Source organism: Hymenobacter arcticus (assembly GCF_054779975.1).
In genome coordinates, this window is record NZ_BAAGXF010000007.1 from 67,804 (window position 1) to 89,139 (window position 21,336).

Consider the following 21,336-nt stretch of genomic DNA (forward strand, 5'->3'; position numbering starts at 1 on the left):
CGAGCGGTAGTGACTGAGAAAAAGGCTAGGAAGCTTTTGGTAATACGGTAGCTGATAAGATGCGAGACCCTAGTGTGGATACACTTAGGTCTCAAAAGTACTTGGGTAGAATACTCTTGCCTCTAACTGAGACAACCAGTTTAATTTTACTTGTTAAAACAATGTGGGTACATGAAATGTATGTACATTTGTAGCGCGCCAGCTAGTAAGTAGCTGAGCGCCTCCAACACTACCCGCATCTCACCGGCCCCGTGGCCACTTCCTTTTTTACGATGAACATTCTCAACGTTATCTCGAGCCCGCGCAAAGGGGCTTCGGCCAGCATTCAGCTCGCCGACGGCATCATCGACAAGCTGCAAGCCGCCAACCCCGGCAGCAACGTAGTGGTGCGCGACTTGGCTACCAACCCATTCCCCCACCTGGAGGAAGCCAAGCTGAACGCCCTCTTCACGCCGGCCGAGAGCCGCACGCCCGAGCAGCACGCCGCCGCCAAGCACTCGGACGACGCCATCCAGGAGATTATGGATGCCGACGTTATCGTGATTGGCGCGCCCCTCTACAACTTCGGTATTCCTTCGACGCTGAAGGCCTGGGTAGACCACATTGCCCGCGCCGGCATCACGTTCAAGTATGTCGATGGCGCTCCGAAGGGCCTCGTTACCGGCAAAAAAGTGTACGTGGCTATGGCCAGCGGCGGCATTTACTCCGAAGGCCCGTCGGCCGGCTACGACTTCGTAGCACCTTACCTGAAGGCCGTTCTAGGCTTCCTGGGTATGACCGACGTGACCGTAGCCCGCGCCGAAGGCCTGGCTATCCCCGGCGTGCAGGACACGGCCGTGCAAAAAGGCCTAGACAGCGTGACTATCACCGCTTAGTTTAGGTAATTATCTGATTTATATCTAGTTATATTATAAAAGCCTTCCGCAAAAAGGGCTGCTGCTGAATGGTAGCAGCCCTTTTTGCGGAAGGCTTTTTGCGTATTATCTAGCTGGGTAGCTTAGCGCGACTTCGCTTCGCGCCAGCTAAACTCAGGCTCGTAGCCCAGCACGCGGCGGGCTTTGTCAATCGAGAGCAGCGTTTCGTGCTCACCCAGTGCCTTCTTCACGGGCACTTGGGGCAAGTATTTCTGCATCAGCTCGGTAGATGATTTTGTCATCACCGTATCGGCATTGGCGATGATGAAGGGGTGCATGCCGGTGGCCTCCCACTCAATGGCCTTGCGGATGGCTTGCGAGCCGTCGCGGGCGTCGATGTAGGCCCACATGTTCCACTTGCGCTCCTCGGGGTCGTCGTCGTAGGCCGGAAACTTGGCGTAGTCGGCCGGCTCCATCACGTTGCTAAAGCGCAGGCCCACGAGCTTCAGGTCGGGCGTTTGGTAGCAAAACTGGCGGGCCATGTCCTCCATCAGCACTTTGGCCAGGGCGTAGGCGCTTTTGGCGCGCAGCGGGTAGTCCTCGTCCACGGGGGCATAGGGCTCGCGGCCATCAAAGGGTTCGCCCAGCGTGGTTTCGCTGCTGGCCCAAATGACGTTGTGAATTCCTAATCGCCGCGCTGCCTCAAACACGTTGTAGGTACCCATGATGTTGTTTTGAAACAAGTGGGCATCGGGGTACTGGCGCGGGGTGGGGAAGGCCGCCAGGTGCACAATGGCGTCGAAGGCCGGGCCGGTGCCCACGCCGGCGTGAATATCGAAGCCCACCGACGAGAAGGCATCGAGCGTTTGGCCAAAATCGGAGAGGTCGGCGATGATGTGCGGAATGCCCTTTTCGGGCGGCACGGTATCGACCACGAACACGCCGTAGCCGTGGGCTTGCAGGTCGGCCACGCAGGCGCGGCCCAGCTTGCCGGTACCGCCAGTCACGAGCACGCGCTTGGCAGAAGGGGAGGTAGTTGGCATAAAGTAGGGCTTACTAAGAAGGGGCGGCCGGGGCCACCTGGCCCGCCGGCTGCGCCCCGTGCCCCTACTACGGCAGAACGTGGAAGGCTGCTACCGTTATTTTGTAAGTAATTACTGGTAAGTCAATAAATTAGCCTATTGTTGAGGTTGGCTCCAGAACTGGCCTTTTCCCCAAGCCCACTTTTGCCGCCACCGGCGCGCTAAAACCGGAAGCCCGCCGATATATACGGGTACACGCCTTCCTCCGAAAAGCCCACTACGGCCTGCACCAGCAGCAGTTGGGCGGGCAGGAAGTAGAGGCCGCCGCCGTAGCCGTTGTGCCACTTCTGCGACTGCTCGCCCGGCGACCACACCCGGCCAATGTCGTGAAACGCCACCACGCCCAGCGTGCCCGGCAGCAGATAGGACGTAAAGTCGAGCAGCTTCAGGCGCAATTCCAAGTTGTTGAACGCCATGCTCTTGCCCGTGAAGCGCCACAGGTAGTAGCCGCGCAGGTTTTGGGCCCCGCCCAGCTTGAGCTGCTGAAAATAAGTGGCGTCGCCGAGCGTGGTGCCGCCCCCGGTGCGGTTGGCAATCACGAGGCTGGAGTCGCGCAGCGGGTTGGCGTAGAACGTAAACTCGGTGAGGGCCTGCCCAAAGGTGTGGCGGTTGGCATCGAGGCGGTTGAGGCCGGTGAGGGTGGTGGCCCAGTACACGCCGCGGTGCGATACCAACTCCTTGTCGCGGGTGTCGAGGGTGGCGCTGGCCACCAGGCCGCCGTAGGCCTGGCGGGCGAATACCTCCTCGGTGGGGTGCTCCTGGGCGTAGAGGCCCAGGTAGCGCCGCTCGTTTTTCTCGTCGTCGGCGTTGTAGTACTGGGCCACCACGCCGGCGCTCACCCGCCACTGCTGGTAGGTGTGGGCTAGGCGCACATCGGCGCTAAGCAGGTTGTACACGCCCCGGTAGTAGCGAATGCGCCGGTCGCCGGAGTTGGCAAACTCGGTTTGGTTGCCCACCCCGAAGAAGTTGTTGTTGTAGTTTGGGCCTTTTGATAATATGTTCACCAGCAAGTCATTACCTGCTACGGCGCGCTTAAAGTCGCCGGTGTAGCCCAGCAGCAGCGAGTTGTTGCCAAAGCCGTAGTTCACCAGCAGGCTCTGGCGGGCGGCATACGGCTCTTTGCGAAAGCCCTGCTTTACATGAATAAAATTGCCAATCAGCTGAAAGCCATAGTCTTTGCTGTAGCCGGCCAGCAGCAGTGGCTGCAAGTAGCCGTAGCGGAAGCTGGTTTTGTTGAATTGGTTGACGGTGGTATCGCGGGAGGTGCGCAGGCGCGCCTGGCTGCCGGCGGGCAGCTGGTTGGGCTCGTCCGAGCGGTCGTACACCGTTAGCTTGCGGCGTTGCGGTACCTCGGGCGCCACCGCAAAGGCGTCGTTGCCGGCGCCCCCAATAAGGCGCACCCGCATGGGCGAGCGCGCCGCGCCCGCTACCGCAAAGCTGTCGGCCCCGCCCAGGCCGTAGAGACGCAGCTCGTGCGTGTCGGCCGGGTCAAAAGTGCGCTGGTAGCGCACATCGCCCAGGCCGCCGTCCTTCTTGCGCTTGCTGATGGTAACCGCGATGCGCCCCTCGGGCTGGCGCACCACGGCCACATTTTCCCGCTTGTCGGAGGCCGGAATATCCACCGTTTTGGCCAGAAAGCGGTAGTATTTCAGCGCCTGCGGCTCCAGGTGGTCGCGGCGGGCGCGCAGGTTTTTGGCCAGCTCGGGGCCGCTGAGCTGGTAGATGTTACGCGGCATGCGGGCCAGCGCGCTAGCAAGGAGGCTGTCGGGCAGGTGCTGCTGCACATAGGCAATCTGGGTGCGCCAGTCGGCCTCGCTCAGCTCATTAAGAAAGTAGCGGTCGAAGTACTTGGCCTTGTCGTTCCAGCGGTTGATGGACCGGATGTGGTCGCCGTAGCCCTGCACATTGGACTTGAATATGTGCCGCGACAAAACCCACGGCAGCGCCCCCGACGGCTTATAAAACACGTGGTCGCGGTCGCGCGGCACGGGCTCATACAGGCTGCCTTTGGCACCCTCGGTGCGCTCCCAGCGCCACTGGTCCTCGTGGCGGTCGTAGTCGCCGAGCAGCATGTCGAGTAGGCGGGCGCGCAGCACCGTCACCTGGTCCACGCGGTTGTCATTGTCTTTTTGCAGCCGGCTCTGGGCTTTCTCGGTGTTGTCAGTCTTATCAGCGTCCAGCGGCTCGCGCTCCTCAAACAGAAATACTTGGTTGGCGAAGTCCTTGCGGTACTCGCCCAGCGCGGGGTCGTCGGGCACGTACACCACCTGGGGGTTGGCGTGGGGCACGCCCAGCGCCTGGGCCAGCGGCGGCACCACCAGCGCGGCGTAGGGGTGGGAAGTCGATACCTGGTCCTGCAAAATATCCTTGGCAATGGTGGGCCGCAGGGCGGGCGGCAGGCCCCGCTCGGGATACTTCTGGATGGTGCGCAGCACCCACTGCTGGCCGCTGGCATCCTTCATGCGCAGCGACTTGGTTTGCAGGCCGCCGCCGCGCTGCACAATGGTGAGCCCGCCCTTGGCAGTGACCAAGTGAAATATGGGCAGCTTGACCGGCGCCGCCCAAAGCGCCCGGTAGCTTTCGCCAAAAATGCGCCGGTGCGCCTTCGATACCTCATTGTAGGTGGGCTCGATGGCCACCGTAATGCTGTCGGCGCGGGCCACGGTTTGGGCCGCCGCCCGCATCGAAACGAATAAAGAAACAGCTAATAGCAGACGGCGTGGCAAGATAGAATAACTGATAATAAAGGACATAAGAACAAGTTGGAAGCCACCAAAGTAGCGCTTATTGCGGAGCGTAATAAGCGGAATATGGGGTAGCCAAACAGGCTAATTTGAAGGCATTATGAAGGAAAACTGTGCAAAATTACTAGCTTCTCCCCACTCCCCAATTTATTATAAGCTCGCCACCGGTCAGGCCGGCCCCCCTGTGCGGCGTAACTTTGGCAGTCGATTGCTAGTGCTTTTGCCCTTCTTATGAAAAACCTGCTGTTCGCCGCTACTGCGCTGCTGCTCACGGCTGCCGCCCCAGCCACTGCTCCGGTTGCGCCGCGTAGCCGCACGTTTCAATTATTGTGCCGGGCCACAGTGCCCGTGCCGGCGGCCGGCACCAAAACGGTGGAGCTATGGATGCCCGTGCCCCACTCCGACAAAAGCCAGGACGTGCGTGACCTCCACATTGAGGCCGGCGCGCCCTACACCGTCGAAACCGACCAGTACGGCAACCAGATGCTGCACCTGCGGCCGGCCGCCGTGCCCACTGCCCCGCTGGTAGTCACGCTCACGGCCCGCGTCACGCGCCGCGAGCACCTCAACCTGCGCGCTACCGATGATCATGCCCCCGCCGAAACCGAGGCCCGCGACCCCAACCTCGCCCGCTGGCTGGCCCCCGACCGCCTCGTGCCCCTCGATTTCAAAATCAAGGCCCAGGCCCAGGAAGTGGTGGACAAGGCCGGGGCTAAAACCGACCTGCAAAAGGCCCGCGCCATCTACGAGCACGTGGTGAGCACCGTCACCTACGACAAAACCGGCCAGGGCTGGGGCCGCGGCGACATCTACTACGCCTGCGATGCCCGCCGGGGTAATTGCACTGATTTTCATGCCATTGTGATTGGCTACTGCCGGGCGCTGGGTATTCCGGCGCGTTTCAGCATTGGGCTGCCGCTACCCACTGAGCGCGGCAAGGGCGAAATAAAAGGCTACCACTGCTGGGCCGAGTTCTTCACCAAGCAAACCGGCTGGGTACCCGTCGATGCTTCTGAGGCCGCCAAAAACCCCGATAAGCGCAACTACTTCTTCGGTGCGCACGACGAAAACCGCGTCGAGTTTACCCGCGGCCGCGACCTGACGCTGGTGCCCAAGCAAGCCGGCCCGCCGCTCAACTACTTCGTGTATCCCTACGCCGAGGCTGACGGTAAACCCATGGACGATGTGGCGCGCACCTACACCTTTGAGGACATAGCCGCCAAGTAAGGCTGCAAGCACAAGGCAAGAAAAGACCGTCAGGCTCAGCCTGACGGTCTTTTCTTGCCTTGCTTCAGTGGTGAGAGGCCTACTGGCTAGCCTTGCAGCTCGGCCACGTCGGCGGTGCTTAGTTGCACGTCCATGGCTTTGGTCAGTTCCTGCACCTGCTGGGCGCTGGTGCCGCTGGCAATGGGCGCCGTGATGCCAGGGGCCTGCATGAGCCACGCCAGCGCCACCTGCGCCTGGCTGATACCATGGCGGTCGGCTACCGCATCGAGGGCTTTCAGGATTTGGAAACCCTTGTCGTTCAGGTACTTCTTGCCGATGCCGCCACCGCGCTGGCTTTTCTTCAAATCGGCTTCGCTGCGGTACTTGCCGGTGAGGAAGCCCGCGGCCAGCCCAAAATACGGGATGACGCCGATGCCGCTGGCCTGCACAATGCCGAGGTCGTCTTTTTCAAAAGTTGCGCGGTCGTAGAGGTTGTACTCGGGCTGGAGGCTTTCGTAGCGCGGCAGGCCGTTTTGGGTGGCATCGAGGGCGGCTTGCAGGCGTGCGGGCTTGAAATTAGACGCGCCGATGGCCCGGATTTTACCTTCTTTCAGCAGCTCGGCGTAGGCTTCGAGCGGCTCGGTTACGGGCAGGGTTTCGTCGTCCTGGTGGCTCTGGTAGAGGTCGATGTAATCGGTGCCCAGGCGCTTGAGTGACGCCTCCACGGCCTGCTTGATGTAGGCTTTCGACAGGCCCTTTTTATCGGGGCCCAGCTCCATGCCCACTTTGGTAAAGATGAGCACGTCGTCGCGCCGGCCGCGCTGGGCGAGCCACTTGCCGATTACGGTTTCCGACTGCCCGCCGCCTTCGTGGCCGGGCGCCCAGGCCGAGTACACGTCGGCCGTGTCGATGGCGTTGCCGCCGCCCGCCACAAAGGCGTCGAGCACGGCGAAGGAAGCCTGTTCGTCGGCCGTCCAGCCAAATACGTTGCCGCCCAGCACGAGCGGGGCGAGGTGCAGGCCCGAGCGGCCGAGTTCACGATGAGTTGCCATTACTTATGGAAAAGGAGTAGTTGAAAAGGCGGCAGCGCACGGCCGCCGCAGTAGTGTATAACTCCCCCATACGGTTTGGGTTAATTACCGCAGCGGGCCGTTAACTCGTATTGGTAAGCTGATAGAAGACAGGGGGCGTACTAAGCGCCTGAACTGTGGTTTGGCAAAAGCCTTATGGCTGGAATGGTCAGCTAGCCCGAAACTGACGTTGGGTTATTCATAACGCATTATTAATCAAAAAGAAAGCTAGCCGCTAAAAGATAACAGCTCATTCCTATGCCCGAAGCTTTTCGCGCGTTTCGCAGCCGCAATTTTTGCTTGTTTTTTGCGGGGCAGTCCTTGTCGCTGCTGGGCACCTGGATGCAGAAAACGGCGGTGAGCTGGGTGGTATATGCCCAAACGCAATCCAAGTTTATGCTGGGCGTGAGCGTGTTTGCCACGCTCTTTCCATCGGCCGTGTTTTCGCTGCTGGGGGGCGTGGTGTCCGACCGCTACTCGCGCTACCGGGTGCTGCTGCTCACGCAGGTGCTGTCGATGGTGCAGGCCGTGTTGCTGACGCTGGCCGTGGTGTGGCAGCACGATGGGGTGGCGGCCATCATTGCCCTGAGCGCGGTATTGGGCATTATCAACGCCTTCGACGTGCCGGCCCGGCAGTCGCTGGTGTACGACCTGGTAGATGACAAGGAGGACGTGCCCAACGCAGTAGCCCTCAACTCGACCATGCTCAACCTGAGCAAGCTGCTGGGGCCGGCCGTGGCGGGCCTGGCCATTGAGCGGTTGGGGGCCGCCGCCTGTTTCGGGCTGAATGCGGTCAGCTTCGTGGCCGTTATCGGGTCGCTGCTAGCGTTGCGGCTGCCGGCCTACGTAGCCGCGCCGCGCACGCAAGCCATGCTGGCCGAGCTGGCCGATGGCTTTCGGTACGTGCGCGACACGCCAGATATTCGGTTTATTATCAGCACGTTGGGGCTCATGGCGCTGCTGGTGCTGCCCTTCACCGCGCTCATGCCGGTGTATGCGAAGGATATTTTTCAAGGCACCGCCACCACGTTCGGTATGCTGGATGGGGCCATTGGGCTGGGCGGCCTCGGGGCGGCGTTGTACCTGACGTCGCTGCCGCCGAGCGCCGATTTAAATAAAGTAATGACCGTCAATACGTTCGTGCTGGGCGTGGGGCTGCTGCTGTTTGCCTACACGCCGTGGTACTGGCTGGCGCTGGCCTTTTTGGTGGGGGGCGCGTTCGGCATGATGGCCCAGATTACCCTCAACGTGACGCTGCTGCAAACTACGGTGCTGCCGGCCATGCGCGGCCGGGTCATCAGCCTCTACGTGCTGGTGTACACCACGGCGCTGCCGCTGGGCAGCCTGGTGGTGGGGGCAGCCGCCGCGCGTTTCGGCGTGCGGGCTACCGTGCTGGCTGAGGGTGTTTTAGCCCTGCTCATTGGCCTGCTCTACCTGCGCCATTTGCGCCAGACGCAGGCGGCCGCGCTGGCCCCTGCCGCTACGCTGGCGGCCCGGTAGGCGGCGCTCAGCGCTCCGTCAGCACTAGCAGCAGGCCTTGCAGCTCTTGGTTGAGCAGGCGCACCGCCGATTGCAGCTCGTTGAGCATGTTGGCGCGCACCGTGAGCTGGTCGGACGAGTACTCGCCACCGGTGCCAAACAGCAGGGCGGCCAGCTGCTGGCCCTCCTTGGAGTCGGGCTGGTCGAGCTGGCCGTAGTGCGTCCAGCGCTGGCGCGTGTTGTGGGCCAGGGCAGTTTGGCCCTGGTTGCTGAAGGCCGGCTCGGTGAGCAGGTACCACACGCTGGGCGGAAACACGGCTGAAGTCGGTTTCTCCTGCCACACCTCGGCCAGTAGGTTGCGCGGGTGGTTGAACTCGGCCGTGTGGTTGCCGGTGAGCGTGAGCAGCCCCAACCCCGCCGCCAGCAGCCCGCCCCCAATGCCAAAGGCATACTGGCCGGGCTGGTTGTCGATAACTGTGGTGCCAATACCGCTGGCCGCCCCCACGCTGATAGACAGCACGTTGAGACGCTGGGTGCGGTGGTCGTCCTGGCTCTTGAGGTAGCCGGCTACCTGGTCGGCGCGCTCGCCCTCGCAGTCGAGCTCGGCAGCTACGCTGGCCACGGTGGTGCTCACCAGCGCCACCTGCGCCAGGATGAGTTGGCGCTGGCGCAGCACGGCCACCTCGGTGGCCGGACCGGGCTGCTGGCGGGCCTGGGCCTCCAGGGCCAGCAGGGTTTGCAGCGCGGGCAAGATGCCGGCCGCGTTGGCAGTGAGTAGGTTGCGGCGCGGGTAGCGCGCCAGCAGCGCCGGCGTGAGGGCCGCCTCAAAATCGACTTTCGGCGTGTAGGCCGGGTCGTAGCGGTAGGGCAGGGGCGGGTCGCAGTAGCCAGCCGTCACGAGCAGGCGCGGGGCGGGGCGGCTGCCTGCGCAGCCGGCCAACGCCAGCGCCACCACCAAGCAGTAATTCTTCAGCATAAGTTAGCCTTCGTAAAGCTCTAGCGGCAGGTCGTCGGGGTCACTGAAAAAAGTGAAGCGCCGACCCGTAAACTCGTCAATCCGAATGGGTTCGCACGTAATCTGGTGTGCCTCCAGGTGTTGAATAGCCTGCGCCACATCGGGCACCGCGAAGGCCAGGTGGCGCAGGCCCGCCGCCTCGGGCCGGCTGGTGCGGGGCGGCGGGTTCGGAAAAGAAAACAGCTCGATAACGTACTGGTCGCCAATGGCTAGGTCGAGCTTGTAGGATTCGCGCTCAGCGCGGTGCACCTCACGGATGATTTTCAGGCCCAGTACCTCGGTATAAAACGCCTTCGACGCGGCGTAATCGGTGCAGATAATGGCGATGTGGTGCACGCCCGCCAGAGAAATAGCCATGGGGCGAATGTAGCGCGAAGCGCTACGTTATTCAGTCATCCAGCGGGTTTTGGACTGTACGGGGCCGCGCTTACCCGCCGAGCCCGGCGTGCGCACGTAGCCTAGGTGGAAGAACCCCAGCAACTTATCGGCCGGCCCGAGGCCAAAAAACGCCTTGGCCTGCTCGGTGTAGGTGACGCCGCCGCTGCTCCAGAAGCCGCCCAGCCCATAGGCGTGGGCCGAGAGCGCCAGGTTTTGCACGGCGCAGGCCACGGCCTCCACTTCCTCGATTTCGGGCAGGCCGTCGTCGCTGCGGTGCATGCCCAGGGCAATGATGTGCGAGCACTGCGGCGGCATGGCCAGCAGCTTCTCGTACTTGCCTTCGTTGAATTTGAAGCCGGCCGTTTCCTTGTACAGATTAGCTTGAAAATCAGCGAGTTTTTGCAGGCCGGTCCCTGTGAACACCGTAAAGCGCCACGGCTCGGTGCGCTTGTGGCTGGGCGCCCAGTTGGCGTTTTCGAGCAGCTGCCAAATAATGTCGTCGGGGATGATTTTGCCGGGCTCAAACTGCGGCACAAATACGCTGCGCCGGGTACGGATAAGCTCGTTGAATTGCTGAGGGTCGAAGGTCATGAAGCGTAATTTTTGGTAATTAACTAGGACTTATGCAAAAGGCGTTGGTCATTGCGAGCATGTTGCGCATTAAGTAAGGTCGCGGTAATCGCCCCAGAACGATGGACGAACGACCGGCGTGGGTGCCGTTCTAGTGCAATTGCTTCGCGCTGCTCGCAGTGACCAACGCCTTTTGTGTAAGTCCTAAACCAGTAAAACGCAGTTTCTTCACCCATACTTTTCGGCGGCTGCCTATTTTTGGCAAATCGCCTTTTCCTTTTTCATGAATAACTTTTCCTTTGCGAAGCTGCTGGCCAGCGCGGCGCTGCTGCTGGGCGCAAACCAGGCCCAGGCTCAGCTCAATGCCCCGCAGCCCCCGGCCAACCTGCCGCCCTACAACGCCCGGGCCCTGTTCAACCCCGATTACCTCAACCAGGTGGGGCCGGCCACCCGCACCGCCGGCGGCAAGCCCAGCGCCACCTACTGGCAAAACGCGGCCGACTACCAGATTGCCGCCAGCCTCGACGACAAGACGGCCCGCGTAACATCCAATGTAACAATAACATACACTAATAATAGCCCCGATGAGCTGCCGTTTGTGTGGGTGCAGCTCGACCAAAATCTGTTTCGGGCCGACTCGCGCGGGGCGGCGGCTACGCCGCTGGCGGGCAGCCGCTTTGGCAACGGGGCGCGCGGCTTTCAGGGCGGCGACTCGCTGCAAACCGTGACCATTGAGCTACACGGTAAGAAAATGAAAGCCACTTATCACGTGTACGATACACGAATGCAGATTGTGCTGCCCGAGCCGATGAAGCCCAAGGGCGACAAGCTCAAAATCAGCATTGCCTACGCCTTCAACATCCCCGAGTACGGGGCCGACCGCCTGGGCCGCCTCAAAACCCAGAACGGCGAAATATTTGAGGTGGCGCAGTGGTATCCGCGCATGGCCGTGTACGACGACGTGGAGGGCTGGAATACGCTGCCCTACATGTCGGCCGAGTTTTACCTCGACTACGGCAACTACGACTACACCCTCAACGTGCCCGCCAACTTTATCGTGGGCGGCTCGGGCGAGCTGGTAAACGGGGCCGAAGTGCTCACGGCCAGCCAAGTAAAGCGCCTCACCCAGGCCGCCGGCTCGGATAAAACCGTGCTGGTGCGCACGCCCGCCGAGGTGACGCAGGCCAGCTCGCGCCCGGCCGGCCGCAACGGCCGCCTTACCTGGCACTTCCGGTGCCAGCAGGCCCGCGACGTGGCCTGGGCTGCTTCGGCCGCCTTCGTGTGGGATGCCGCCAAAATGAACCTGCCCAGCGGCCGCAAGTCGCTGGCCATGTCGCTCTATCCGACTGAAGCTGCGCAGGATACGGCCTGGAACCGCAGCACCGAGTACGTGAAAAAGAGCATCGAATTCAACTCGAAGCAGTGGTACGAGTACAGCTACCCGGTGGCCACCAACGTGGCCGGCGTGGTGGGCGGCATGGAGTACCCGGGCATCGTATTCTGCGGCGCCAAGGCCAAGAAAGGCAGCCTCTGGGGCGTGGCCGACCACGAGTTTGGCCACAACTGGTTTCCGATGATTGTGGGCTCCAACGAGCGCAAGTATCCGTGGATGGATGAGGGTTTCAACACGTTTATCAACATCTTATCCACCAAGGACTTCAACAACGGCGAATACAAGGCGCTGGCCGACGTGGAGGGCCGCACTACGCCGGGCATCATCCGGGCGCTGCTCGACCCCAACGCCGACGTGCCCTACACCGTGCCCGACGTGACGCAGGCCCGCAACCTGGGCTTTGCGGCGTATAGCAAAACGGGCTTTGGCCTGTACCTGCTGCGCCAGGAAATCCTGGGCCCCGAGCGCTTCGACTACGCGTTTCGCAGCTACATCAAGCGCTGGGCCTTTAAGCACCCCACCCCGCGCGACTTTTTCCGCACCATGAACGAGGTGGGCGGCGAAGACCTGACGTGGTTCTACCACGAGTGGTTTTTTGAGAACTGGCTGCTCGACCAGGCCGTGAACTCGGTGGCCTACGTGAACCAGGACGCCAGCAAGGGCGCGCTCATCACCATCGAAAACAAAGGCCAGGCCGCCATGCCCGTAACGGCCGAAATCACGGAAAGCAACGGCAAGAAAACCACCGTGCACCTGCCCGTCGAAATCTGGCAGCGCGGCGGCACCTGGACGTTCCGGGCCAACACCACCACGCCGCTAACCACGGTGGTGCTGAACCCCACCAACATCCTGCCCGACGTGAACCGCTTCAACAACACCTGGCGGGCCATGAAGCTGCCGGAGTAGGCCTCAACCCTTATTCTCAATCCCCCTTCTCCAACGAGAGGGGGGATTTCTTGTGACTCAACTTACAAAACAAGTATGCCGCCTTGCCTGGACGTGTACATCGAAACTGCGCGCAGCCAGGCCTGCCTGGATGATTTTCTAACCCGCTACGCCGACCTGGCAACGAATTCTTTATCTGGTAGTTACGTAGTTTGGCTTTGGGGTACAGAGGAGTACGTCAGTACGGGCAACCTCGCCGCTACTCTGGCCTACGGCCTGGCGGATAGCAGTTGCAGCTTTACGCTCTACTTACGGGGCCGGGCAGCTAGCCACAACCACGTAATGGTGCACTTTGGAGGGACTACGCAGTTGCTGCTGGGGCTGTCGGTTGAAGAAAGTATTTGGGGGATATCGAATACTCCTGCGGCCGAACGGATACTTGCTCAGTTGAAAGCAGAATTTGACGTGCAAAAAGGTTTAGTGGCCTTTGAACTGCCGCCCGTAGATGCTGCCGCACAATTATCGAATTCTTAGCCAGGCAGCTAGGCTACTTAGTGCCAGATTATTCCGAAAAACAGCCGCGGCGCCAGCGCCCCACTACAACGAGCGCACTACCAGCCAACACGCGCCAGCAGGATTACTGCTTGAAATAGAAAAGGCTGTTGCGTCCAGACTATTGCAACCATGCAGCTAATTCTCATACTCTTGTTGGAGAAGTACTTACGCTTACTCCCTGCACTATTATGCGTCGTCGCTACTCTGCCCTGTTCGTAGCCGCTTTGCTATCCCTGGCTTTCGGCTGCCAAAAAACCGCCGAAAATCCCGGCTGCGGCACGCCGGCCACCGTACGCAACCTGCGCCTCGATGGCTGCGGCTTTGTGCTGGAACTGGCCAACGGTAAGCGCCTGGAGCCGCACGGAGACCTGTGGCAGAACTACGCCAAAAAAGACGGTACCAAGGTGACCATCAGCTACGTTGATGAGCCAGGCTTCAGCATTTGCATGGCCGGCGATGGCGTGCGGCTGACCTGCATTCAGGAGTAGCCGCCGGCCCCGGCGGCCCAGCCCTCAGTGTGTCACCGTTTTAGAAAACAGCTGCATCACCAGCACGCCCGTCACGATGAGCGCGATGCCCGCCAGCGCGGGTAAATCGAGCCGCTGCTTGAAGTAGAAAAAGCCGATGAGCGTAACCAGCACAATGCCCACGCCGCCCCAAATGGCGTAGGCCACCCCCACCGGAATGGCCTTGAGTGAAAAGCTGAAAAAGTAGAACGCCAGCCCGTAGCCCGCCACGGTTATCAGGCTGGGCACCAGCTTGGAAAACTGGCCGGAAGCCGTGAGCGCCGTAGTGCCAATTACCTCACTGATAATGGCTAAGAACAAGAATAAGTAGGGCATGATGAGGTAGAAAAGTAGCTTGGACTTTGTAGTCCGAGCGTGAGCGCAGCGAGCATCTTACGTTTGCACAGACCGAAATAGCCAGCTCAGTGCCAACTGCCAGATGCTCGCCGCGCTCACGCTCGGACTACAAAGTCCAAGCTACTTTCTTTTAGTCGCGGGTGCGCAGCACGCGCCAGCCGTGGGCGGGTACCCGCCGCGTCTTGGCCTGCGCAAGGGTGAGAGCCTCGCCGCTGAACACGTCGAATAAGCCTTTTTGGGGCGATACCAGCATTTTTTGCCCCGGTAATTCCAGCGGCTCGGCGGTGGCATTTATCACCACGATTACCGCCGAGCCATTTTTCTCCCGCACGAAGCCGTAGAGGCCGGCTGGTGTGGTGAGGCGCTGGAAGTTGCTGGCCGGGTCGCCATTGCGCAATGCGGGGTGGCGCTTTTTTAGCTGCAACAGTTTGGTGTAGAAGTCTTGCAGCGGCAACGCGGCCCAGGTTATCGTATCGCGGTCGAAGAAAGCCAGGCGGCGATTTAGGCCGGCTTCCTGGCCGCTGTAGAGCAGGGGCATGCCGGGCAGCAGGGCCGTGAGCACGGCAAAGGGCTGGGCCAGTGGGCCCAGGCGCTCGGTTTCGGTGCCGTCCCAGCTGTTCACGTCGTGGTTGCTGGTGAAGTGCATGAGGTACACGCTGGGCGGGTACTTTGCGCGCTCGGCGGCCAGGTAGGTGTCGATGTCGGCCAGCGCGGCTTTGCCCTCAGCAATGTGGTCGAGTAGGTAGTGCAGGCGCAGGCCGAAGCTCATGTCGAACGCCCGTTCGAGCAGGTGCGTGTCGGCGTTGAATTCCTCCCAGGTCAGCCCGCCCGAGGGATACAGCTCATCCCACTCGGCGAGCATGAACACGGGCTTGATGGCCTCCAGCGCCGGGCGCGCCTCGTCCCAAAAGTCGGTGGGCACCAGGCCGGCCACGTCGCAGCGGTAGCCATCGATGTTGGCCTCGCGCACCCAGTAGCTGAGCGCTTCTACCATGTAGGCGCGCAGGGCGGGGTTGGTGTAGTCGAGGGCTACCACGTCGGTCCAGTCGGCCACGGGCGGCACCAGCTGGCCTTGCGCATCATGCTGGTACCAAGCGGGGTGCTGGGTGATGAGGGCGTTGTCGCGGCTGGTGTGGTTGGCCACCCAATCGAGTAACACCCTGAGGCCCAGCTCGTGGGCGGTTTGCACGAGGTGGCGCAGGTCGTCGAGCGTGCCAAACTCCTCATTCACTGCAAAGTAGTCCTGCACCGCGTAGGGCGAGCCCAGCGAGCCCTTGCGGCCCACCATGCCAATGGGGTGCACCGGCATCAGCCACACGATGACAACGCCCATTTTGGCCAGGCGCGGCAGGTGCGCCTCAAAGGCTTGAAAGGTGCCCTCGGGCGTGTAGTTGCGCACATTTACCTCGTAAATGGTGGCGTTGGCGGCCCACTCGGGGTGGTGCACGGTAAAGAGGTCAGACATAAAAGAAAAATGTAGCGTAAGCTTCAGCTTGCGAGTGAGCGCAGCGAGCAGGCGGGAACGGGCCAGGCGACCCGACCGCGAGCTGCCCGCTGGCGCTCGCTCGCAAGCTAAAGCTTACGCTACTTGCTACGGTTTGAGGGTGCTGAGCACGCGCCAGCCGTGGGCGGGCACCGTCACCAGGGTATCGGTCACGGGCGCGCCCACGTCGGCGAAGGCATCCGTGACGGTTTCGAGGGGGTGGGCCAGGGTTTGGGACCGGGTGCCCAGGTTGATGGCCACCCAGGTTTTGGCCTTGTCGTCGCCGCTGGCGCGCTCAAATACGAAGCAGTCGGCCGGGGCGGGCACGATGGTGAATTTGGCGCAGGCATCGCCGTTGCGCAGGGCCGGGCTGTTTTGCTTGAGGTGCAGCAGGGCCGCGTAAAAAGCGTTCAGCGGGTAGCCGTTCCACCGAATAGTATCCTTGTCAAAAAACCGCAGCTTCTTGGTGGAGGCTGCCTCCTGGCCACTGTAAACCAGCGGAATACCCGGCACCAGCGCCGTGAGCACGGCCATAGCCTGGGCATTGGCCCCGAGGCGCACGCCCTCGGGGTTGTCCCAGGAGTTGACGTCGTGGCTGCTGGTAAAATTCATCAGGTACACGCCGGCCGGGTACATCCGGCGCTCGGCGGCGAAGTAGCCCGGCAGCGCCGCCACGGGGCGCTTGCCCTGCGCCACGCTGTCGAGCAGGTAGTGCAGCTTGAGGGCGTAGGTGGCGTCAAAGGCCTTTTCGAGCAAATGGGTATTGGGGGTGAATTCGCCCTTTTTGAGGAAGGGCGGGTTATGTAATTCGTCCCACTCGGCGAGCATAAACACGGGCTTGATTTTTTCCAGCGAAGCCCGCGTGTCGTTCCAAAACTCGGTGGGCACCAGGCCCGCCACGTCGCAGCGGAAGCCGTCGAAACCTACTTCTTTGACCCAGTAGGCCATGCTCGCGGTCATGTACTGGCGCAGGTCGGGCTTGCTGTAATCGAGGTCAATGACGTCCTGCCAATCGGCTACGGGAGGCTGGAAGCCGCCCTGCGCATTCTTGGTAAACCAGTCGGGGTGCTCCTTGCTCAGGGTGCTGTCCCAGCTGGTGTGGTTGGCCACCCAGTCGAGGATAACGTGCATACCCAGCTTATGCGCCTCCGCGATAAGGTGCTGCAAATCAGCCACCGAGCCAAACTCGGCGTTCACGCCCCGGTAGTCGCGCACCGAGTATTGGCTGCCCAGCGTGCCCTTGCGCTTCACTTCGCCAATGGGCTGCACCGGCATCAGCCACAGCACGGTTACGCCCATTTTTTGCAGGCGCGGCAGGTGCTTCTCAAACGCCCGGAACGTGCCCTCGGGCGTGTACTGGCGCACGTTTACCTGGTAGAGGCTGGCGTTGGTAACCCAGGCGGGGTGCTGCACGGTGAAGGACGCGGGCGGGCGGCACGCAGCCGCAAGGGGAGTAGCGGCTTGGGTAGATGGGTCGGTGGGCGAGCAGGCAGCGAGCCCGAGCAGGCCCACTAGTAAGCTGCCAGGCAGCTGGCAAGGACGAAAACAGCGCATGGCGCAAGGTACTAGCCGGCCCGGCATGCAACTTCGGTAGCCCGCAAATACCCCGGTCGGTAGCCTCCGTACAACCAGCCAATGAGCGGGCCGCCCGGTGGATGAAGGTACCCCTGGCCTGCCCCCGCCAAAAGTAAGCTCCGCTATTACCAGATTATTTAATAATAAAGCCGAAATCTTACACGCTTATTGGCTAACAAGCGATGAGGTAAGGAGTTAATAAGCCACATCTTCACCTCCACCTTTCCTTACCCACCATGGCAGAATCCACCAGTCAACTCGATGCCACCCTGCAAGCGCTGCAAGGCGGCCTCACCAGCGCCGCCGGCGCGGCCGGCCCCAACATTCAGGGCTGGATTACCACGCTCCAAGGCAATCCGCAGCTCGCGGGCATCAGCTCGGAACTCAAAAAGTTGAACGATGCCATCGGCAGCGGCGACAGCAGCGCCATCGGCAGCAGCCTGCAAACCCTGGGCGAGCACACCACCAAAGCCGCCTCGTCGGCCACCGCCGACAGCAAGGACAAGCTGATGCAGCTTGGCCAGGCACTTAGCTCGGCCGCTAGCCAGCTAAAGGGCTAACTAACAATAAGCTGCCGGTAATAACCTGGTAGTTTATGTCAGGCTTTGCTAAGCCAGGGCCGCCGGCCCAAAAGTTAGCGACCAACAAAAAAGGACTGTTCGACTACCCTTGGGTAGCCAAACAGTCCTTTTTTTGCTTTCAAGAGAAGGTAAAAATCTACGGTGCAGCCAGTTCGTACCACATGCAAGCCGTGCCGCTTTCCTCAAACGTGGCCCCTGGCACCAGCCCAATCTTCTTCAGAATGCGGCGCGAGCCCGCGTTTTCCACGTCGGCGTAGGCGCAGATGCGCGGCAGGCCCAGCGTAGCGAAGCCGTAGGTCAGCCACGCCTGGGCGGCCTCGTAGCCGTAGCCCTGGCCCCAGTAGCGTGGCAAAAAGCGGTAGCCGATGTCGTAGAAATCGTGCTGGCCGTTGATGGGCCCGGCCACCAGCTTCAACCCGGCCCAGCCCATAAACTCGCCGGTGGCGCGCAGCACTACCGCCCAGCGCCCCAGGCCACCGGCCGCCGCGTAGTGCGCCTCGATGCGCAGGATAGCGGCCTCACTATCAGCCAGGCTAGCCGGGCGCGGGCCGCCAATGCCGCCCAGGTAGCGCTGCACGGCGGGGTCGCTGTCGAGCTCAAATAAGCCGGGCGCATCGCCGGCCCGCAGGGGGCGTAGCAGCAGGCGATTGGTGGTGAAAGGGAGCATAAGGCACGGCAGTACTTAGCATAAGGCACGGCAGTACTTAGGAGGGGCGAAGCTAGGCACGGGCACCCCACGCCCGGCTTTGCCGTATCTGGGCCTGCAACCTTGCTTTTCGTGTTATGGCAGCTATTTCGTTTGGTGCGCGCCGCTTGTGGCTGCCGGCCGCGCTGGCCTGGGGCGTGTTTGGTGCCATGGGCGCGCTGGTGGCCCGCTCCGGCCAGGCACCGTTCGACGACCCCGTGCTGCTGGCCCTGCACCGCCACGCCACCCCGGCGCTCGACGGGCTCGCCGTCTTTTTTACCATCGTGGGCAACACCGGGCCAATGCTAGCGGCCGGCGTGCTTACTGCCGCCGCCCTGGGTTGGGTGGGCCGCCGGCGCGATTCCCGCCTGTTTGTGGCCGGCCTGGGGGGCTCCATGCTGCTCACCCAGGCCATTAAGTTTTTCGCCACCCGGCCTCGGCCTAGCCTGTGGGTCAGCCTGCGGCCCGAGCACACGTTCAGCTTCCCTAGCGGCCACGCCATGGACACGGCGGCGCTGGCGGCGGCGCTGTTTTTTGTGCTGCCGCGCCACCGCCGGGCCTGGGCGCTGGCCCCGCTGTTTGCGCTGGGCGTGGGCTGGGCGCGCCTGTACTTAGGCGTGCACTACCCCTCCGATGTGCTGGCCGGCTGGGGTGCCGCCGTGGGCTGGGTGCTGCTGGTGCAGCTAGTGGCCGCCGCTGCGTTGCCCAGCCCCGATGTAGGGTAAGCTTTAGCTTGCCAGTAGCGGGAGCAGCTATTGCGTATCTAGCTGCTAACTAGTAATTTGCTCTCGACTCGGTGGCAAGCTAAAGCTTACCTTACCTCTCTGTTGCCTGAACCTTGTTTCAATGAAAATCCTGAATAAAAGCCTGTTGCTGGGGATGCTGCTGGGCCTGCTGGCCTGCACTCAAAATACTGCCCACCAAGTTGTTGTCAAAGAGCGCACAACTCAAGGAGGTAATTCATATGCAGTGTTTTATCCTCAAAACCTGGCTATTCAGGTAGTAACCGCACGCCCTAGCGCGGAGGATGAAAATTGCGCGCTAAGCGTAGCCGCCGCTTACACCGATTTGGAAACCAGCCAGCCGCTCGACCTGCTGGTAGCCAATGGCCGCCTGCGGCAAACGAAGGCCACGGTAGGATTTCTGAATGGTGTATTGACTATTATCGGTAATAAGCTCACTATCAACAAGATTGATAGAGGGAAGTCGCCGCCCAGCGCGCAGCTGGCGCGCGTGCAAAGTCAACAGGGCACCTTGCTCTTGCAGGAATTACTGGTGTTGGATAGCAAAAACCAGAAGCCCGCCGGTGGCAGCCTGTTCCAGCGCCGCGCCCTGGTCGAGTTTGCCGACCACCGGTTTGCCGTGGTAGAAAGCGCATCAGATGCTATTGGAATGCAGCAGTTTGGCGACGACTTGGTGGAGCTGGGGGCTAAAAACGCCCTGTACCTCGACATGGGCGACTGGGACGCCGGCTGGTACAAGCGCGGCAGCCAGGTAGTGACGCTGGGCCACCGCCGCACCGAAACGCCCCGGCAGTCCAACTGGCTGGTGTTTGCGCAGCCTGCTTCTTCGCCTAAGTAGCCCGGTAGCTAACCCAAGTTGCGCGCCAGCGCGCCGCCCAGGAAAGTTTCAGTTTGAGGGGCCAATTGGCCGGTCCGCCGGCGCGAGCCGGCCGACCGGTTGTCGTTGGCCGGCGCGGGCTGCGCAACGACAACCGGTCGGCCGGCTTGCGTCGGCGGACCGGGGAGCATGGCGCGCAACTTGAGTTAGCTAGAGCTTTACGCCAAACTTAGCCCCGGTTGTTACAAGGTCCTGTACCACGGCGTCGAGCAAGGGCAGGCCTTCGAGGAGGCGGTGGGCGGCCATGTGGCGCTCGGGGTCGCCGGGGATGAGCACCTGCTTGCCTTCCACCGCCTTGGCGTTGCGGAAGGTGGTTATCCAGTTGTCCATGTGGGCTTTAAACTCGTCGGCGGGCCGGAAGGCATCCACGCGCATGGCCCCAAAAAAGTGCCCGATGCCCTGACCCACCGGGTCGGCCGGCGGCTGCAAAAACGCCACGAACGGCGGCACCCACGGCCCGTAATTAGCCCCGCTGAGCACGGCCGAAAAAATATCAACCACCGCGCCCAGCCCGTAGCCCTTGTGCGAGCCCGTAGCGCCGCCCAGCGGCTGCAACGCGCCCCCGTTTTTCACGGCGTTGGCATCGGTGCTGGGCTGGCCGGCGGCGTCCTGGGCCCAGCCTTCGGGGATGGGCAGGTTTTTGCGCTGCGCAATTTCGAGCTTGCCGTTGGCGGCCGTGGTGGTGGCCATGTCGAGCACGAAGTCGGGCTGCTCGCCGGCGGGTACGGCCACGGCTATGGGGTTGGTACCCAGTAGCCTATCGAGCGAGTGCGTGGGCGCTACCAGCGGCGAGGCGTTGGTCATAGCAATGCCAATCATGTCCTGGGCCAGGGGCAGCATGGCGTGGTAGCCGGCAATGCCAAAGTGGTTGGAGTTGCGCACCGATACCCAGCCGGTGCCCACCAGCGCGGCCTTTTGCATGGCAATGCGCATGGCCTGGGGGCCCACCACCAAACCCAGGCCGCCGTCGCCATCGACCACGGCGGTGCTGGGCGTTTCGTAGGTGACGCCCACGCGGGGCCGGGCGTTGATGCGGCCTGCCTCCCAGAGGCGCACGTAGCCACTTAGCCGCGCCACGCCGTGCGAGTCCACGCCCCGCAGGTCGGCCGAGAGCAGGGTTTCGGTGGCCAAGGTGGCATCGGCGGGCGGGCAGCCCATGGCTAGGAATACCTGCTCGGCGAAAGCGAAAAGCTGTTGGTAGGAGAACGTCATGGCGGTTAGGGGAGTGGCGCGAGCCACAAACCTACGCCTACGGCTGCAAGTAGCGCGAAGCCTCCGTTTCGTGCGCGAGCGCAGCG

General features: G+C 62.0%; 20 protein-coding genes. 9 read left to right on the top strand and 11 right to left on the bottom strand.

What is annotated here, in order from left to right; genetic code table 11:
* Positions 1-272: 272 nt before the first annotated feature.
* Positions 273-875, top strand: a complete 603-nt coding sequence (locus ACYVGC_RS13360) for an FMN-dependent NADH-azoreductase (protein ID WP_460584333.1) — start codon at positions 273-275, stop codon at positions 873-875.
* A gap of 122 nt (positions 876-997) precedes the next feature.
* Here the strand turns inward: ACYVGC_RS13360 and ACYVGC_RS13365 are convergent, their stop codons facing one another.
* Together ACYVGC_RS13365 and ACYVGC_RS13370 are read right to left on the bottom strand one after the other, a co-directional pair.
* Complete coding sequence (locus ACYVGC_RS13365) at positions 998-1,897, bottom strand: NAD-dependent epimerase/dehydratase family protein (protein ID WP_460584334.1); 900 nt, start codon at positions 1,895-1,897, stop codon at positions 998-1,000.
* A gap of 200 nt (positions 1,898-2,097) precedes the next feature.
* A complete protein-coding gene (locus ACYVGC_RS13370; protein WP_460584335.1) occupies positions 2,098-4,689 on the bottom strand; it encodes a BamA/TamA family outer membrane protein in 2,592 nt (863 codons plus the stop codon).
* Between the two features lie 222 nt (positions 4,690-4,911).
* Here ACYVGC_RS13370 and ACYVGC_RS13375 point away from each other — a divergent pair, with 222 nt between their 5' ends.
* Complete coding sequence (locus ACYVGC_RS13375; protein ID WP_460584336.1) at positions 4,912-5,907, top strand: transglutaminase-like domain-containing protein; 996 nt, start codon at positions 4,912-4,914, stop codon at positions 5,905-5,907.
* Between the two features lie 86 nt (positions 5,908-5,993).
* Here ACYVGC_RS13375 and ACYVGC_RS13380 read toward each other — a convergent pair whose 3' ends face one another.
* Positions 5,994-6,938, bottom strand: coding sequence for an aldo/keto reductase (locus tag ACYVGC_RS13380; protein ID WP_460584337.1), 945 nt, complete (start codon positions 6,936-6,938; stop codon positions 5,994-5,996).
* Between the two features lie 276 nt (positions 6,939-7,214).
* On the opposite strand from ACYVGC_RS13380, the gene ACYVGC_RS13385 reads away from it, so the two are divergent.
* Positions 7,215-8,456, top strand: coding sequence for an MFS transporter (locus ACYVGC_RS13385; RefSeq protein WP_460584338.1), 1,242 nt, complete (start codon positions 7,215-7,217; stop codon positions 8,454-8,456).
* Positions 8,457-8,463: 7 nt separating this feature from the next.
* On the opposite strand, the gene ACYVGC_RS13390 is transcribed toward ACYVGC_RS13385, so the two are convergent.
* From ACYVGC_RS13390 to ACYVGC_RS13400, 3 genes are read right to left on the bottom strand one after another with little or no spacing between them, the layout of a single operon-like run.
* A complete protein-coding gene (locus ACYVGC_RS13390) occupies positions 8,464-9,411 on the bottom strand; it encodes a hypothetical protein (RefSeq protein WP_460584339.1) in 948 nt (315 codons plus the stop codon).
* 3 nt (positions 9,412-9,414) lie between these two features.
* On the bottom strand, positions 9,415-9,807 hold the full coding sequence (gene gloA2, locus ACYVGC_RS13395) for a VOC family protein (protein ID WP_460584340.1): 393 nt from the start codon (positions 9,805-9,807) through the stop codon (positions 9,415-9,417).
* A 27-nt stretch (positions 9,808-9,834) separates the two neighbouring features.
* Positions 9,835-10,419, bottom strand: coding sequence for a nitroreductase family protein (locus ACYVGC_RS13400; protein WP_460584341.1), 585 nt, complete (start codon positions 10,417-10,419; stop codon positions 9,835-9,837).
* Between the two features lie 262 nt (positions 10,420-10,681).
* Between ACYVGC_RS13400 and ACYVGC_RS13405 the strand changes: the two genes are divergently transcribed.
* From ACYVGC_RS13405 to ACYVGC_RS13415, 3 genes are all read left to right on the top strand, one after another.
* On the top strand, positions 10,682-12,697 hold the full coding sequence (locus tag ACYVGC_RS13405) for a M1 family metallopeptidase (RefSeq protein ID WP_460584342.1): 2,016 nt from the start codon (positions 10,682-10,684) through the stop codon (positions 12,695-12,697).
* A 93-nt stretch (positions 12,698-12,790) separates the two neighbouring features.
* The gene (locus ACYVGC_RS13410; RefSeq protein ID WP_460584343.1) at positions 12,791-13,210 is read left to right on the top strand and encodes a hypothetical protein; all 420 of its coding nucleotides are present in this window, start codon (positions 12,791-12,793) and stop codon (positions 13,208-13,210) included.
* Between the two features lie 209 nt (positions 13,211-13,419).
* Positions 13,420-13,719: a hypothetical protein gene (locus tag ACYVGC_RS13415; protein WP_460584344.1), complete on the top strand. Its 300-nt coding sequence runs from the start codon at positions 13,420-13,422 to the stop codon at positions 13,717-13,719.
* Positions 13,720-13,743: 24 nt separating this feature from the next.
* On the opposite strand, the gene ACYVGC_RS13420 is transcribed toward ACYVGC_RS13415, so the two are convergent.
* The 3 genes from ACYVGC_RS13420 to ACYVGC_RS13430 form a co-directional block, all read right to left on the bottom strand.
* Positions 13,744-14,073 carry a DMT family transporter gene (locus tag ACYVGC_RS13420; protein ID WP_460584345.1) on the bottom strand — a complete coding sequence of 110 codons (330 nt, stop codon included), beginning with the start codon at positions 14,071-14,073 and terminating at the stop codon, positions 13,744-13,746.
* Between the two features lie 151 nt (positions 14,074-14,224).
* On the bottom strand, positions 14,225-15,559 hold the full coding sequence (locus ACYVGC_RS13425; RefSeq protein ID WP_460584346.1) for an alpha-amylase family glycosyl hydrolase: 1,335 nt from the start codon (positions 15,557-15,559) through the stop codon (positions 14,225-14,227).
* Between the two features lie 126 nt (positions 15,560-15,685).
* Positions 15,686-17,131 (bottom strand): alpha-amylase family glycosyl hydrolase, encoded by a 1,446-nt coding sequence (locus ACYVGC_RS13430; RefSeq protein ID WP_460584347.1) that lies wholly within the window; start codon positions 17,129-17,131, stop codon positions 15,686-15,688.
* 257 nt (positions 17,132-17,388) lie between these two features.
* Between ACYVGC_RS13430 and ACYVGC_RS13435 the strand changes: the two genes are divergently transcribed.
* A complete protein-coding gene (locus ACYVGC_RS13435; protein WP_460584348.1) occupies positions 17,389-17,712 on the top strand; it encodes a hypothetical protein in 324 nt (107 codons plus the stop codon).
* A 157-nt stretch (positions 17,713-17,869) separates the two neighbouring features.
* Here ACYVGC_RS13435 and ACYVGC_RS13440 read toward each other — a convergent pair whose 3' ends face one another.
* The gene (locus ACYVGC_RS13440; protein WP_460584349.1) at positions 17,870-18,400 is read right to left on the bottom strand and encodes a GNAT family N-acetyltransferase; all 531 of its coding nucleotides are present in this window, start codon (positions 18,398-18,400) and stop codon (positions 17,870-17,872) included.
* A gap of 116 nt (positions 18,401-18,516) precedes the next feature.
* On the opposite strand from ACYVGC_RS13440, the gene ACYVGC_RS13445 reads away from it, so the two are divergent.
* Both ACYVGC_RS13445 and ACYVGC_RS13450 read left to right on the top strand, forming a co-directional pair.
* Positions 18,517-19,143 carry a phosphatase PAP2 family protein gene (locus tag ACYVGC_RS13445; RefSeq protein ID WP_460584350.1) on the top strand — a complete coding sequence of 209 codons (627 nt, stop codon included), beginning with the start codon at positions 18,517-18,519 and terminating at the stop codon, positions 19,141-19,143.
* A 121-nt stretch (positions 19,144-19,264) separates the two neighbouring features.
* Positions 19,265-19,999 (top strand): hypothetical protein, encoded by a 735-nt coding sequence (locus tag ACYVGC_RS13450; protein WP_460584351.1) that lies wholly within the window; start codon positions 19,265-19,267, stop codon positions 19,997-19,999.
* Positions 20,000-20,188: 189 nt separating this feature from the next.
* On the opposite strand, the gene ACYVGC_RS13455 is transcribed toward ACYVGC_RS13450, so the two are convergent.
* Positions 20,189-21,250, bottom strand: coding sequence for an Ldh family oxidoreductase (locus ACYVGC_RS13455; RefSeq protein WP_460584352.1), 1,062 nt, complete (start codon positions 21,248-21,250; stop codon positions 20,189-20,191).
* Positions 21,251-21,336 lie beyond the last annotated feature (86 nt).